This window comes from Allobosea sp. RCC_152_1 (genome assembly GCF_041360765.1).
In the GTDB taxonomy this organism is placed as follows: Bacteria; Pseudomonadota; Alphaproteobacteria; order Rhizobiales; family Beijerinckiaceae; genus Allobosea; species Allobosea spartocytisi.
On sequence record NZ_JBFUPU010000003.1, the window covers coordinates 612,834 to 626,004 of the forward strand.

The 13,171-nt window shown below is 62.6% G+C and carries 13 protein-coding genes; 10 read left to right on the forward strand and 3 right to left on the reverse strand.

What is annotated here, in order from left to right:
- Nucleotides 1-2: 2 nt before the first annotated feature.
- From AB6806_RS14730 to AB6806_RS14765, 8 genes are all read left to right on the forward strand, one after another.
- Nucleotides 3-680 (forward strand): DUF4286 family protein, encoded by a 678-nt coding sequence (locus AB6806_RS14730; protein WP_142023243.1) that lies wholly within the window; start codon nt 3-5, stop codon nt 678-680.
- Between the two features lie 117 nt (nt 681-797).
- Nucleotides 798-2,315 carry a UxaA family hydrolase gene (locus AB6806_RS14735; protein WP_142023242.1) on the forward strand — a complete coding sequence of 506 codons (1,518 nt, stop codon included), beginning with the start codon at nt 798-800 and terminating at the stop codon, nt 2,313-2,315.
- A 128-nt stretch (nt 2,316-2,443) separates the two neighbouring features.
- The gene (locus AB6806_RS14740) at nt 2,444-3,244 is read left to right on the forward strand and encodes an SDR family NAD(P)-dependent oxidoreductase (RefSeq protein ID WP_038367025.1); all 801 of its coding nucleotides are present in this window, start codon (nt 2,444-2,446) and stop codon (nt 3,242-3,244) included.
- Between the two features lie 124 nt (nt 3,245-3,368).
- A complete protein-coding gene (locus tag AB6806_RS14745) occupies nt 3,369-4,190 on the forward strand; it encodes a sugar phosphate isomerase/epimerase family protein (RefSeq protein WP_142023241.1) in 822 nt (273 codons plus the stop codon).
- A gap of 72 nt (nt 4,191-4,262) precedes the next feature.
- Nucleotides 4,263-4,430, forward strand: coding sequence for a hypothetical protein (locus tag AB6806_RS14750; RefSeq protein ID WP_185748062.1), 168 nt, complete (start codon nt 4,263-4,265; stop codon nt 4,428-4,430).
- 62 nt (nt 4,431-4,492) lie between these two features.
- The gene (locus tag AB6806_RS14755) at nt 4,493-5,812 is read left to right on the forward strand and encodes an ABC transporter substrate-binding protein (RefSeq protein WP_370954821.1); all 1,320 of its coding nucleotides are present in this window, start codon (nt 4,493-4,495) and stop codon (nt 5,810-5,812) included.
- A gap of 84 nt (nt 5,813-5,896) precedes the next feature.
- Nucleotides 5,897-6,271, forward strand: a complete 375-nt coding sequence (locus AB6806_RS14760; RefSeq protein WP_142023239.1) for an SDR family oxidoreductase — start codon at nt 5,897-5,899, stop codon at nt 6,269-6,271.
- 1 nt (nt 6,272) lies between these two features.
- Nucleotides 6,273-7,325: a Gfo/Idh/MocA family protein gene (locus AB6806_RS14765; protein ID WP_142023238.1), complete on the forward strand. Its 1,053-nt coding sequence runs from the start codon at nt 6,273-6,275 to the stop codon at nt 7,323-7,325.
- A 211-nt stretch (nt 7,326-7,536) separates the two neighbouring features.
- Here AB6806_RS14765 and AB6806_RS14770 read toward each other — a convergent pair whose 3' ends face one another.
- Nucleotides 7,537-8,658 carry an NADH:flavin oxidoreductase gene (locus AB6806_RS14770; protein WP_370954822.1) on the reverse strand — a complete coding sequence of 374 codons (1,122 nt, stop codon included), beginning with the start codon at nt 8,656-8,658 and terminating at the stop codon, nt 7,537-7,539.
- Nucleotides 8,659-8,760: 102 nt separating this feature from the next.
- Between AB6806_RS14770 and AB6806_RS14775 the strand changes: the two genes are divergently transcribed.
- Nucleotides 8,761-9,171 carry a winged helix-turn-helix transcriptional regulator gene (locus tag AB6806_RS14775; protein ID WP_142023236.1) on the forward strand — a complete coding sequence of 137 codons (411 nt, stop codon included), beginning with the start codon at nt 8,761-8,763 and terminating at the stop codon, nt 9,169-9,171.
- A gap of 254 nt (nt 9,172-9,425) precedes the next feature.
- Here the strand turns inward: AB6806_RS14775 and AB6806_RS14780 are convergent, their stop codons facing one another.
- A complete protein-coding gene (locus AB6806_RS14780; RefSeq protein WP_142023235.1) occupies nt 9,426-11,015 on the reverse strand; it encodes an MDR family MFS transporter in 1,590 nt (529 codons plus the stop codon).
- 32 nt (nt 11,016-11,047) lie between these two features.
- Nucleotides 11,048-12,238, reverse strand: coding sequence for an HlyD family secretion protein (locus AB6806_RS14785; RefSeq protein WP_142023234.1), 1,191 nt, complete (start codon nt 12,236-12,238; stop codon nt 11,048-11,050).
- 110 nt (nt 12,239-12,348) lie between these two features.
- Between AB6806_RS14785 and AB6806_RS14790 the strand changes: the two genes are divergently transcribed.
- The gene (locus AB6806_RS14790; RefSeq protein ID WP_038367004.1) at nt 12,349-12,990 is read left to right on the forward strand and encodes a TetR/AcrR family transcriptional regulator; all 642 of its coding nucleotides are present in this window, start codon (nt 12,349-12,351) and stop codon (nt 12,988-12,990) included.
- The last annotated feature ends 181 nt before the right edge of the window (nt 12,991-13,171 follow it).

Here is a 13,171-nt window from a genome sequence, read left to right on the forward strand (position 1 = left end):
CCATGTCGTTGTCAGGATCCGGCGTCATCGCGATTTGGAACGATATCACTGACGAGGGACGCGCCAATTTCTACGAATGGCACGACCGCGAGCATATTCCGGAGCGGGTCGGCATACCCGGCTTTCTGCGCGGACGCCGCTATATCGCCTTGTCGGGAACGCCGGAGTATTTCACGCTCTACGAGGTTGAAGACAAGTCCGTGCTCACCGGAGCGGACTATTTGGCGCGATTGAACAGCCCGACCGAGTGGACCACACGTTCGGTCCAGCACTTCAGGAATACCGCTCGCTCGCTGTGCGATGTCGAGGTCTCGCTGGGCGCGGGGTCGGGTGGTTTCATCGGGACGATCCGCTTCGATTGCGAACCAGGCCAGGATCCGAAAATTCTCAAGACGGTCTCCGAAGCGATCCTGCCCGAGGTGGCGAAAACAGCCGCGATCTCCGCAGCGCATATCTGCCGGGCCGATGAGAGCGCGAGCAACGTCAAGACAGCCGAGCAGCGCGGGCGCGCCGCAAACATGGTTCCTCGTTGGGTCCTGATCGTGGAAGGAGCCACGCAGGAGGCGGTCGAGCATGTCCTGTCCACTCATCTGAGCCACGCGGTGCTGGCTGATCTGGGCGCTCAGGAAGCCCTGCAGGGAGTCTACCGCCTGCAATTCGACCTCGTCGGCAACCGATGAGGCCAAATCGCCGCCCTTAGGGCGCCAGGGCCGGCTCCCAACGACACGGCCCGACCAGCAAGAACGGCGCGCCCTGCCACGGTCGACGCGCGGTTTCACACACAGGAAGCCGGGACGATGCACCCAGTGATACGCCTTCACACCGACGATAATGTCGTCATTGCGCGCATGGCGTTGCCGGCTGATACGCCCATTGCGGACGGGGTCGTAACCTCCGTTCGCATTCCTGCTGGACACAAGGCCGCTGCGCGCCCGATCGCTCAAGGCGAGCCGGTTCGCCGCTACAATCAGGTGATCGGCTTTGCGACCACCGCTATCGCCCCTGGAGACCATGTCCATGTTCACAACATGGGAATGGGCGATTTCGCGAAGGACTATGCCTACGGCCGAGACGCAAAGCCCACGCACTATGTCGAAGTCCCCGCCACCTTCGAGGGCATTCGCCGGCCGGACGGCCGCGTCGCGACCCGCAACTACATCGGCATCCTCACCTCGGTGAATTGCAGCGCCCATGTCGCAGGGCTCGTGGCCGATGCGTTCAAGCGGCATCCCCTTCTCGGGATCGAGCCGCTCGCCGACTATCCGCATGTCGATGGCGTCGTTGCGCTCACGCACAAGACCGGCTGCGGCATGGCCGAAGGAGAGCCCCTGCAGCTTCTGCGGCGCACGCTCGCCGGCTATGCGCGCCACCCCAATTTCTCTCACATCGTCGTGCTCGGGCTCGGCTGCGAGGTGAATCAGATCAGCGGGATGCTGAAGGAGCACAATCTGACCGACCGCATCCGCAACATGGATATCCAGGCCATGGGCGGCACCCGCAAGACGGTGGAGGCCGGCATGGATTTCGTGCGGGAGGTTCTCGCCGATGCGAACCATGTGCATCGGGAGACCGTTCCCGCAAGCGAGCTCAAAATCGCCCTGCAATGCGGCGGCTCGGACGGTTACTCCGGCGTCTCGGCCAATCCTGCCCTTGGCGTCGCAAGCGATCTCGTCGTGCGCAATGGCGGGACGGTGATCCTGTCGGAAACGACGGAAACATACGGCGCCGAACATCTCTTCACCCGTCGCGCCGTCAGCCGGGAGGTCGGCGAGAAGCTGGTGAGCCTCATGTCCTGGTGGGAGGACTACACCCGCAAGCACGGGGCGGAGATCAACGCGAACCCGTCTCCTGGCAACAAGGCCGGGGGGCTGACGACGATTCTCGAAAAGTCGCTCGGCGCGATGGCCAAGGCCGGCAGCACCAACCTCGTGGACGTGATCCAATACGCGGAAGCCGCGACCGCGAAGGGGTTCGTGTTCATGGACACGCCGGGCTTCGATCCGGTCGCGGCGACCGGTCAGGTGGCCGGCGGCGCAAATGTGGTGTGCTTCACCACCGGGCGCGGCAGCGTATTTGGCTGCAAGCCGGCGCCGTCGATCAAGATCGCCACCAACACTCCTCTCTACCGGCGCATGGAGGAGGACATGGACGTCAATTGCGGCACGATCCTCGAGGGCGAGGAGACCGTACCGGAATCCGGGCAGCGGATCTTCGACCTCATTCTGCGGGTCGCCTCCGGCGAGCGCACCAAGAGCGAGCTGTTCGATTTCGGATCGGCCGAGTTCGCTCCGTGGCCGCTCGGCGTCACCGTCTGAATGGCGGGCATGACGGATGTCGAAAGAGATCGCCACGACGCGATCTGGACCCTGCACCAACGCCACAAGCCCCGGGATTGGATGGGCTTCGCGGCGACGAGACCCGATTTTAACAGGAGGAACGATCGATGAGAGCCTTGGTGAGCGGCGGAAGCCGCGGGATCGGAGCGGCGGTTTGCCTGCGCATCGCTGAAGCCGCCCTTGCGAGAGGCGAGCGTCCGAAGATCGCAGTCTGTGGTCGAGAGGATTCTGAACCGCAGGAGGAGGTTGCCCGTGCGGTGCGGGAGATGGGGGGCGAGGCCGTCGCTTTGTCGGGAGATCTCAGCGGTGTCGACGCTGCCGCCAAGCTTGTGGAAGCGACGGTGGCAGCTTTCGGCGGGCTCGACGCTCTCGTCTGCAATGCCGGCGTCGCGAGCCCCGGGAAAATCTGTGACCTGTCGGTTGCCGAATGGGACAGGATGTTCGACATCAACCTTCGCGGCGCCTGGCTGCTCGCCAAGAGTTCCTACCCTCATCTGAAAGCAAGCCGCGGCGCAGCCTGCTTCACGTCTTCGATGTCAGGGCAGGTACCGCACGAGGGATCGGGCGCCTACAGCCCGACCAAGGCTGCGCTCAGGATGCTTGCGCAAACGCTCGCCCTGGAGTGGGCGCCAGACGGCATTCGCGTCAACGTCGTTTCCCCCGGCATGACGCACACCCCCATGTCAGCGAAGATGTACGCCGATCCCGAGATCAAGAAGGCGAGGGAGGCGCTGATCCCGCTTTCCCGGATCGGTGATCCGAAAGATATCGCCAATGCGATCGAATTCATGATCAGCCCGCTATCGAGTTACATCACGGGCCAGGATCTGTGTGTCGACGGTGGTTTTACCAAGTCGATTCTCAGCCACATTCCTGGCCGCCCGAGCTCAACGCCTCAAGGCGCTTGACCGAGGATTTATTGGCTCAATCGCCTCAAGAGACTGAGATCAACTGTTGTTGTCAGCCTCTTGAGATCGGATCGGTCCAGTCCGTCCTCAAAAAAACAACGAGCGTCTAGGGAGTTCTTATAAAATGATCATCAATACGTTTTCATACATCTGGTCCGCGACGGCGGTGGATGCGATGTGCGAGCTTACCCGGCACGGCTACCATGTGTTCGAGGTGCCGATCAGTTCGCCGCATTGTTGGCCGGACGAGATGACGCGGGCGGTGCGTTCGGACGGAAAGAAGCGTTTGCAGGATTGCGGCGCAAGCGTGCGGTGTCTCAACGCCGGTGGATTCGATATCAATCTGGCGAGTCCCGCAGCCAATATAAGACGCAAGAGCACGGATCACATCAAGGCTGTGATCGAGCTGGCTTACGATTGGGGCGCAGCCGAGGTGGTCATCTCGCCGGGCACAAGGCGCCCGATGATTTCTCCATCGCTTCCGAAGACATTTGGCTGGCTGTACGAAAGCTTGGACGTTCTGTTGCCGCGGGCCGAGCAGGCTGGCGTCCGCCTCTTGTTCGAAAACACGCCCTATTGCTTCAGGCCGACATTCGATGAAATGCTCGGGCTCGTAAAAGACGTTAACAGTGAAAATCTGAAGATTGTCTATGACGTCGCGAACGCGGCGTACATCAAGGAAGATCCCGTCTCGACCCTGCTGTCCGGGCATTCGGCAATCGGGCTCGTCCATATCTCCGACACGGGCCTTGAGGAATGGGGCCATGATCCGATCGGCACGGGGGTGGTCGATTTTGTGGAGCTGGCAAAAGCCGTCGACGCTACCTGCAAAGTCGAAAACGTGGTCCTCGAAATCATTCGCGAGAATGAACCTTTGGGATCGATCAACACCGGCATCGCGGAGCTGAAGAAGCGGGGTTGGAATCTGCAATCCCTCGGCCGGTAGCAGTCAGTCCTGATCGCGGCGTTCGTGTCGGCGAAAGCTCCCTCATGCGCTGCGAATTGACAGCATGTTGCCTTGGGCAGCGCCGACGACATCGCGGTCGCGGTATTCGCGCCCGGAAACGCCAGCGGGAAGCTGCAGGTCGCACTGGTCAACTGGTCAACGAGGTGCTCGCTGCCGGTGATCACCTTCTTCAGTTTCGCCCGGCACGGGTTCTTTGGCGGGCTGCCGCCGGTCCCGTGAAGGGATAGCGATGCCCATGCCGACCACCGCCACCGAGAAACCAGACCGAAAGAAGGGGAACCATGACGACATCGATCCAGACAAAAAATTCGCGTGCCAGCCGCCGCCAATTCGCGCTGCTTGCCTCATCGATCGTGCTCACGCTGAGCGCCCTTGCCCCTGCACCCGCCCATGCCCAACAGGTCGAGATTGCTTACGCAACCTTCCTCGACCCCAACAACAAGGCCGATCCCCGCGCTGCCGCGCAGACACGGATGATCGAGGCCTTCGAGAAGGCCAATCCGAACATCAAGGTCAAGGTTGTCATCGACCCCACCCAAAGCGCGTCGGCGCGGGCGCTTCGCAGCAAGTCGGATTCGCCAGATATTGCCCGCTTCGCCAACTGGTCGATTTCGGAAATCGTGGCCACGGGCTCGGTGCTGCAGCTTGACGACCTGCTGAAGCGCGACAACATCAGCGAGACCGATTGGCTGATTCCGCTCGCCCAGACCAAGGTCGGCGGCAAGATCTATGGAATACAGCAGGATTACCGTATCCCTGTGCTGCTCTATCGCAAGAGCCTGCTCGATAAAGCCGCTGTCACGCCGCCGAAGACTTGGGACGAGGCGTGCGTAGCCGGCGGCAAGCTGAACAAGGACGGCGTCACAGGCTATGCCATTCCGCTCGGATCGAGCGGTGGTGTCGGGGGCGCCCAGGCGTTGGCCGAGAACCTTTTCAGCTCGATGGTGACGGAATCAGGCGGTGACTATTTCGCGGATGACGGCCGCGCCTTCCAGGCGCCGCGCGAGGCCGTGATCCGGACTCTCCAGACCATTCGAGACATGTACGGCAAGTGCAAGGCGACGCCGCCGACAAACGCGCAGTTCGGGTACAGTGAAACCCATGACGGCCTGCGAGCCGGCACGATCGCGCAGGGAACCTTCGGCCTGTTCCGCTTCCGCGCCATCCAGTCCGGCGGAGCCGGCAACGACCTCGCCTGGGCGCCGCCGCCCGCCTTCGCGCCCGCCGGAAAGATGGTGACCTATGGCTTCCAGATCGTCGTCAACGCCAATTCTCCTCGGCGTGAGGCGGCGTGGGCCTTCACGAAGTTCATGACTAGTCCCGAAGCGCAGGCGATCGCAGCCGAAGGTGGCGAGGTGGTATCGCGCGCCTCTGCCTATCAGGCGCCCTATTTCAAGCAGCCGGAGGCGGCCAACCAACTCGCTTGGGCCGAATTGATCAAGGCGCGCGGCAAGATGGTCAACTATTCCGTGATCAGCTCGACCTTCAACCAGATCATCGGCGACGCCACGGTGCGAATGATTCTGCGCAATGGCACAGCCGAGGACGCCTACACCGAAATCGTCGCCAAATACGACGAGGCTCTGAAGAAGGCGCGGTAGCGATCACAGGCGGGATCCGGTGTGCTCGCGCTCCGGTTCCCGCAGCCAGCCCACCCAGGCCAGGTCAATGGGAGCTTCAGGGTCATGACAACCGAATTCGCTGGCCAGACTGCGATCGTCACTGGTGGGGCGCGCGGCATCGGTCTCGCCATCGTCAAGGAATTGCTGAATCGCGGCTGCCGTGTCTCGATATGGGATCGCTCCTTCGAAGGCTTCGACATAGCGGCGGTAGACCGACGCGTCGTCGACGTGGCCGATACGGCAGCGGTCGCGGCCGCCTTCAGCGAGACGCTGGTTGCGCTCGGTCGCGTCGACATTCTGATCAACAATGCCGGGATCAACGGCCCCATCCACCGGGTCGAGGACTATCCGCCGGAGCATTGGGACAATGTGATCCGCATCGATCTCGCCACTTCGGGCTTCACCTTCGACGCAACCGGCGGCCGGGCGACCCACTGAGATGGAACGGGCTCCAGTCCAGATCGCGGTCATCGGCGCGGGAGCGATCGGCCAGCGCCATGCCCGGTTATGCGCCAGCCATCCCGAATCCACGCTCCGTGCGATCGTTGATCCTGCGCCTGCAGCGATTGCTCTGGCCGGCGAACTTGACGTGCCCGTCTTTGCCGACATCGAGAGCATGATTGCCGCAATCCGACCCGAGGCCGTGATCGTCGCGACGCCGACTCCGCTGCACGAGTCGATCTGCGTGGCCGCTGCGGAGGCAGGGCTGCATCTCCTGGTCGAAAAGCCAATCTCTGCGGATGTCCCGTCGGCACGCAGGATCATCGACGTCGCAGAGGCGAACGGAGTTTCGCTCCTCGTCGGCCACCACCGAAGGCACAATCCGATTGTGGCGGCGGCCCGCGAGATCATCGGCGGCGGCGAGCTGGGGCGTCTGCTCGCCGTGAACATGCTCTGGGCCGTGCGGAAGCCGGACGCCTATTTCACGGTGCCTTGGCGCACACAACCCGGCGCCGGCCCGGTGCTGACCAATCTCATCCACGACATCGATCTGCTGCGCCATCTCTGCGGCGAGATTTCGGCTGTTACTGCCCATGTTGGGAATATGGGTCGCGGCTTGGCGATCGAGGACACGACCGCTGTCCTGATCCGTTTCGAGACCGGAGCGCTGGCGACGGTCACGGCCAGCGACGCAGCGCCTTCGCCCTGGTCTTGGGACGCAAACTCCGGTGAAAATCCGGCGATCCGAATGAGCCGAGCCAATTCGACGCGGTTTCTCGGCACCCAGGCGGCGCTTGAGTTCCCCGACCTGAGGATCTGGCGCCATGCCACGGGCGAGGAACCGAGTTGGAATGCCGCATCGATCTCCGAGGAACGCCTCGTCACACCGGCGGATGCCTATCATTCCCAATTGGCGCATTTCTGCGCTGTGGTCCGCGACGGTGCCGCACCCGTCTGCTCGGGCGAAGACGGTCTCCGCACGCTCGCGGCGACCTCAGCGATCCTCCTGTCCGCGTCCGAGAATCGCACGATCGTTCCTGAGCAGGGCTGAGCCGTGCGTATCGCTCTGAGGCCTAACCTGACAAAGGCGCGCTTTGAGCGAACCACGCGATCTCGATGCCGTGACAGTACGGCGCTTCCTGGGAACGAAGCGGCTCTCCGCTCGGGAGTTGCTGCAGAACCGCGCGCCGGATGGACGCAGTCGATCCTGCCGTCAATGCCGTGGTGGCGGAGACGAATCCCGCCTCCGCCCGCGGCAACCATTATACCAGTTCGGCCAGGGACGCGGCATCGAACCCCTTCAAGGCCCCGTGATCGCCTCGTTCGACCTTCGCCACCCACTCGGGATCGCTCAGCAGTGCCCGGCCTACAGCGATCAAGTCGAACTCGTCCCGCTCCAGTCGCTCGACAAGGCGATCCAGGCTGGCCGAAGTTGATCCCTTGCCGGCGAAGGCGCTGTTCACAACATCGTTGTCGAGGCCTACCGATCCGACACCGATCGTCGCAGCGCCAGTCACCTTCTTGGCCCAGCCTGCGCCATTGAGCCCGTTCTCGCCGTCAATCTCCGGGAATTCCGGCTCCCAGAAGCGGCGCTGCGAAACGTGCAGGACATCGACCCCCGCCTCGACCAGCGGCCGCAGCCAGTTTTCCATCTCCGTCGGGGAGGCGGCGAGGCGCACGCTGAGATCCTGCTGCTTCCATTGGCTGACACGCAGGATAATCGGGAAATCGGGCCCCACCGCTTCGCGCACTGCGCCGACGATATCCACCGCGAAGCGCGAGCGGTCCTTTATCGTGAGCCCGCCATAGCGGTCTGTGCGCAGATTGGTGCCCGCCCAAAAGAACTGATCGATGAGATACCCATGGGCGCCGTGGATCTCGACCGTGTCAAACCCTATCCTTTTCGCGTCCGCCGCCGCCTTGGCAAAGGCTGCAACCGTGTCGGCGATGTCCTCCTCGCTCATAGAGACACCGCGCGGGTCGCCCGGGGAATCAAGACCGGAAGGGCTCTCCACCGGCGCATCGGGCTCCCAGCCGTTGATGTAGCGGGTTGCGCCGGTGTGCCAAATTTGCGGGCCCATGCGACCACCGGCATCGTGGACAGCATCGATCACATTCTTCCACCCCGCCAGCGCCTTGTCGCCGTGAAAGAAAGGAATTCCGGCATCGTTACGCGATGCCGGGCGGTCCACCACCGTTCCTTCGGACAAGATCAATCCGACATCGCCTTCCGCGCGCCGGCGATAATAGGCAGCGCTCGCCGGCCCCGGAATGCCTTCAGGGGAAAAAAGCCGTGTCATCGGCGCCATGACGATGCGGTTCTTCAGTTCGAGCGACCGGACGCTGAAAGGACGGAACAAGCTGCTGGTATCACGATGAGGCATGTCAGGGACTCCATTTCCAACTATGAAGCGCCTAAGTATAACTTGTATACCTAGCGTCAATTAGGCACTTGAAGTCGCCCTGGTATATCGAAGGAAACCTGGATGCTCGAATTGGAACCCCTCTGCTTCTCGTCGGCATGTCCTAGCCGGGCCTTGTTCGATCAGATCGCGGACAAGTGGTCGATGATGGTGTTGGTTGTGCTCGACGATGGACCGCAGCGGTTCAACGCCATCCGTCGCCGGCTGCAAGGCGTCACCCAGAAGGCGCTTACCCAGTGCCTTCGCCGGATGGAGCGCAACGGCTTGATCTCGCGGGAGGTCATCTCGCTGTCCCCAGTGGCGGTGCAGTATCAGATCACGCCGCTTGGTCGCACATTGCAGCAGCCGTTCCGGGCGCTGCACGAATGGACGCTCGAAAAGCTGCCGGAGGTCGATGCCGCGCGACAGGCGTTCGATGCTATGAACGGCCGACCGGCGCCGCACGAAGGAGCGTCGGCTTCCCGATCTGTCTGATCTTCCAACCTCGGCGTTTATACCCCCGACCGCGACCGGCGGCATGGCAATCAGGGCTTTCGAAAAGCCGCGATGTTCTCACGCAGCCACGCGCCGACCGATCGTGGAGCCTTGCCCGTCAGGTCTCGAAACGTCGCCGTCGTCTCAGCAAGCACCGACGCCAATGTCGCGCTCGTGCTTTTGGGCTGCGCGGCACTCACACCAACTGTACAGACAGCTTGCCTGCGCGCGGTGGCTGGCGTTGTTTGTGGTGATCAGTGCGCCGCAGCCGAGCTGCCCTGCCCTTTTCGGGCGAACAGGATCGCAACCGCCGCGATGACCAGGATGACGCCGATGATCGCGAAGGTGTCGCTGAAGCCCATGACCAACGCCTGCCGCTTCACCGTTTTGCCCAGCGCGATGACCGCCTGACGCTGGGCCGCCGCATGATCGGAAACGCCGTGCGACATGAAGTAGCCCGTCATCTGGTCGAGGCGGCCCCGGACCTCGTCGCGGAAGGGCGTAACGGCCTGTCCGATGATGTTTGAATGGAACTGCTCCCGCTTGGTGATGATCGTCCCAAGCACGGCCGTGCCGACCGCGCCGCCAAGATTGCGGAGCATGTTGAACAGGCCCGATGCATTTGCCGCGTCCCTGGGCTGGATGCTCATCATCGCGATCGCCGTCAACGGCGTGATCACCATCGACTGGCCGATGGCACGGACGACATTGGGCCAGAACAGCTGGTCACCGGAATAATTCAGCGACATATGCGTGTTCATGAAACATGAGCCGGCGAACAGGGCTATGCCGACGAAGGTGATGTAGCGGATGTCGAAGCGCTTCATCAGCATCGGGACGAGCGGAATGAGGAGAAGCTGCGGAAGCCCGGTCCACGCCAGGACCATGCCGATCTGCTCGGCGTTATAACCCTGCACCTGGCCGAGATATTGCGGCAGGACATAGACCGAGCCGAACAGGCCGAACCCGACCAGGACGTTCGACAGCGTGCCGACCGTAAAGTTGCGGTTCTTCAGCAGCGAGAGATCGACAAGCGGCTTCTTGACCGTCAACTCGATCCAGACGAAGGCCGCCAAAAACGCGGCGGCGATCGCGGCGAGACGGACGATGAAGGTCGACTGGAACCAGTCCTCCTTGTTGCCTTCCTCGAGCAGTGTCTGCAGCGCCGAGAGGCCGATCGCCATCGTCGCGATGCCAGCCCAGTCGCCCTCCTTGAGAAGGCCCAGCTGTAACGGCTGCTTTTCGAGCGTCAGCGAGAGCGCAACCACCATCGCGACGCTGGGCAGCGTGTTGATGAAGAAGATCGTCTGCCAGCCATAGTTCTCGGTGAGGTAACCACCAATCGTCGGCCCGATCGCCGGAGCGAATGTCACCGCCAGCGCGAACATGGCCAGGCCCATCGGCTGCTGCGATTTCGGCAGGCGGGTCGCGACCATGGTGAAGGCCATCGGGATGAGCACGCCGCCGGCAAAGCCCTGAAGGCCGCGCATGGCGATCATCTCGCCGAGATTGCTGGCGAAGGCGCAGGCCATCGAGAACAGGGCGAACGCGATCGTGCTCCAGATCATGTAGAGCTTGAACGAGAAGACGCGGCTGAGAAAACTCGTCAGCGGAATGACGATGATCTCGCCGATCAGGTAGGAGGTCGAAATCCAGGCGCCGTTGTCGATGCCGGTGCCGATGCCTCCCTCGATATCGAGCAGCGAGGCATTGGTGATCTGAATGTTGAGGATCGCCATGAAGGCGCCGATGGCGCCCGCCGTGATCGCGATCCAGGTCGACAAGCTCGCCCTGTCCCCGGTTGACGGGGTCGCTGGGGCAACGGCCGGCATTTGCGTAGACATGGCCCAGCTCCTTGCAAGCCGGGCGCGCGGATTTACCGCGCGTCCGCCACTGAATTGTTCTTGGAAACCTTGGTGTCGATCGTCGGAACGACCGACATGCCAGGTCGCAGGCTGCCGGCAAGGCTGTGGTCGGGATCGAGCACGATCTTGACCGGAACGCGCTGGACGACCTTGGTGAAGTTGCCGGTCGCATTGTCGGGCGGAAGCAGGGCGAATTCCTGGCCGCTGGCCGGAGCGATGCTGTCGACATGCCCCTCCACCGTGACACCCGGGAACATGTCGACCTCGATCTCGACCTTTTGACCGGGCTTCACATTGGTCAGCTGTGTTTCCTTGAAATTCGCAACGACATAGGCGTTCGCGACCGGAACAACCGCCATCAACTGCGTGCCTGCCTGGACATACTGGCCGACCCGAAGCGTCCGGTTTCCGACAATGCCGTCCACGGGGGCCAGAACGGCGGTATAGGACAAGTTGAGTTCGGCTTGGCGCTGAACGGCTTCGTCATGAGAGACCGTGGCCCTCGCCTGGGCCAGGTCGGCCTTGATCAGATCAACCTGCTTTTGGGCCTGGGCGAGCGAAGCGACATCGCGATCGATCGCGGCCCGTGCCGCCGAAATCTTGGCGACCGCCGCCTGGGCGTTCTGCACGGAGCCATAGCCCGTCCTGGCGAGGTTGGCGTAGCGCTCGTTGTCCTGCTCGGCGAAATTCGCATTTGCCTTGTCGACCTCGACCGTCGCCTTGGCCGTATCGATCGCGGATTGCTGAGCCTCGAGCTGGGCCAGCTTGCTGACGACGGCGGCGCGGGCCGCTTCGACGTCGGCCTTCGCCTGATCGAGCGCGACGCGGAAGTCGCGATCGTCGATCCGGGCAAGTGCCTGGCCGGCCTTGACCGGCTCGTTGTCGCGAACCAGCACCTCGGCGATATAGCCGGAGACCTTTGGAGCAATCGTGGTGCTGTCGGCCTTCACATAGGCATCGTCCGTCGAGATCTGAAAGCGACCGACGGTCCAATACCCGTGCCCCCAATAGCCGATGCCCACGAGCGCGATCAGTGCGACACCTCCCAGCGCCAGGCGGCGCAGGCCGTGCTTGCTGTGAGTTTTTTCCCCTGGCGGTGGCGACAAAGCAGAATCGGCCGGCTTTTCAACCGTGGTTGCCGGGACAACCCGCTCGCCAGGCACGGCCCGCTCGGCCTTGACGCGATCTTCATGTGTGCTCATCGATCCAGCTCCTACTGGGCGTCGCGATCGGGCGCTTCGTCATTTAGAAAATTGCTATTTTCCAAATAATCCTTACATTGCGTGTGTCAACGAAATTTTGGAAAATAGCCATGCGCCAAAATCACGAGACGGTGAAGCGGTCCCGCGGACGCCCCCAGAAGCGGTGCGATGCCGACACGCTCCATCTCATCGTCGAAGCGGCCGATCGCGAATTTCAGTCGAAGGGCTATGCCGGCACGAGCATCATGACGGTGGCGCAGCGCGCCGGCGTCTCGACCAAGACGCTCTACAAGCTCGTCGCCACAAAGGCGGAATTGTTCGAGCGCACGATCCAAGATCGCATTGGCCGCTTCCTGCTCGACGTGGTCGACGACGTCAGTGACGATCCGCGGGCCGCGCTTGAGCACATCCTGTTTGCATTCGGCGTCCTGACGCTGAGCCCGGAGACCATCGCGATCACGCGGCTCGTCATCAGCGAGTGCGAGCGGTTTCCCGAGGTCGCACGGGCTTTCTACCAATCAGCCATCATGCCCGTGAACGGCATCATCGAAGCCTGGCTGACGAGGCAGAAGGACAAAGGTCTCCTGCGTTTTGACGATGTCCATATCACCTCGGGCCTGCTGCGCGGGATGATGATCATGGAGCCGCAGCGCACTGCGATGATGGGGCAGCGAAGCGCTCCGCATCGCGATGAGATTGCACTGCGGGCGAGACAATGTGCGGATGTCTTTTACAATGGCTGCAAGGCGTAATGCCGGCCGCGACGCTAAGCGTGTCATCTCCTGGCCAAGCTGATGAACGCTGTTCTGCAACCTGTTGCGCCCAGCGTTGATGAACCATGCCGACCGCGCGGCCAGAGGCGGGCGGGAGCGGTGTGGGTGCTGATCGCGGCGATCGTGCTGACGCCGGGGGCGGGAACGGGGCGAGATGTTT

Coding starts and splice junctions, on each gene's coding strand:
- AB6806_RS14730 (WP_142023243.1), top strand. CDS start 3: ATGTCGTTGTCAGGATCCGGCGTCATCGCGATTTGGAACGATATCACT.
- AB6806_RS14735 (WP_142023242.1), top strand. CDS start 798: ATGCACCCAGTGATACGCCTTCACACCGACGATAATGTCGTCATTGCG.
- AB6806_RS14740 (WP_038367025.1), top strand. CDS start 2,444: ATGAGAGCCTTGGTGAGCGGCGGAAGCCGCGGGATCGGAGCGGCGGTT.
- AB6806_RS14745 (WP_142023241.1), top strand. CDS start 3,369: ATGATCATCAATACGTTTTCATACATCTGGTCCGCGACGGCGGTGGAT.
- AB6806_RS14755 (WP_370954821.1), top strand. CDS start 4,493: ATGACGACATCGATCCAGACAAAAAATTCGCGTGCCAGCCGCCGCCAA.
- AB6806_RS14760 (WP_142023239.1), top strand. CDS start 5,897: ATGACAACCGAATTCGCTGGCCAGACTGCGATCGTCACTGGTGGGGCG.
- AB6806_RS14765 (WP_142023238.1), top strand. CDS start 6,273: ATGGAACGGGCTCCAGTCCAGATCGCGGTCATCGGCGCGGGAGCGATC.
- AB6806_RS14770 (WP_370954822.1), bottom strand. CDS start 8,658: ATGCCTCATCGTGATACCAGCAGCTTGTTCCGTCCTTTCAGCGTCCGG.
- AB6806_RS14775 (WP_142023236.1), top strand. CDS start 8,761: ATGCTCGAATTGGAACCCCTCTGCTTCTCGTCGGCATGTCCTAGCCGG.
- AB6806_RS14780 (WP_142023235.1), bottom strand. CDS start 11,015: ATGTCTACGCAAATGCCGGCCGTTGCCCCAGCGACCCCGTCAACCGGG.
- AB6806_RS14785 (WP_142023234.1), bottom strand. CDS start 12,238: ATGAGCACACATGAAGATCGCGTCAAGGCCGAGCGGGCCGTGCCTGGC.
- AB6806_RS14790 (WP_038367004.1), top strand. CDS start 12,349: ATGCGCCAAAATCACGAGACGGTGAAGCGGTCCCGCGGACGCCCCCAG.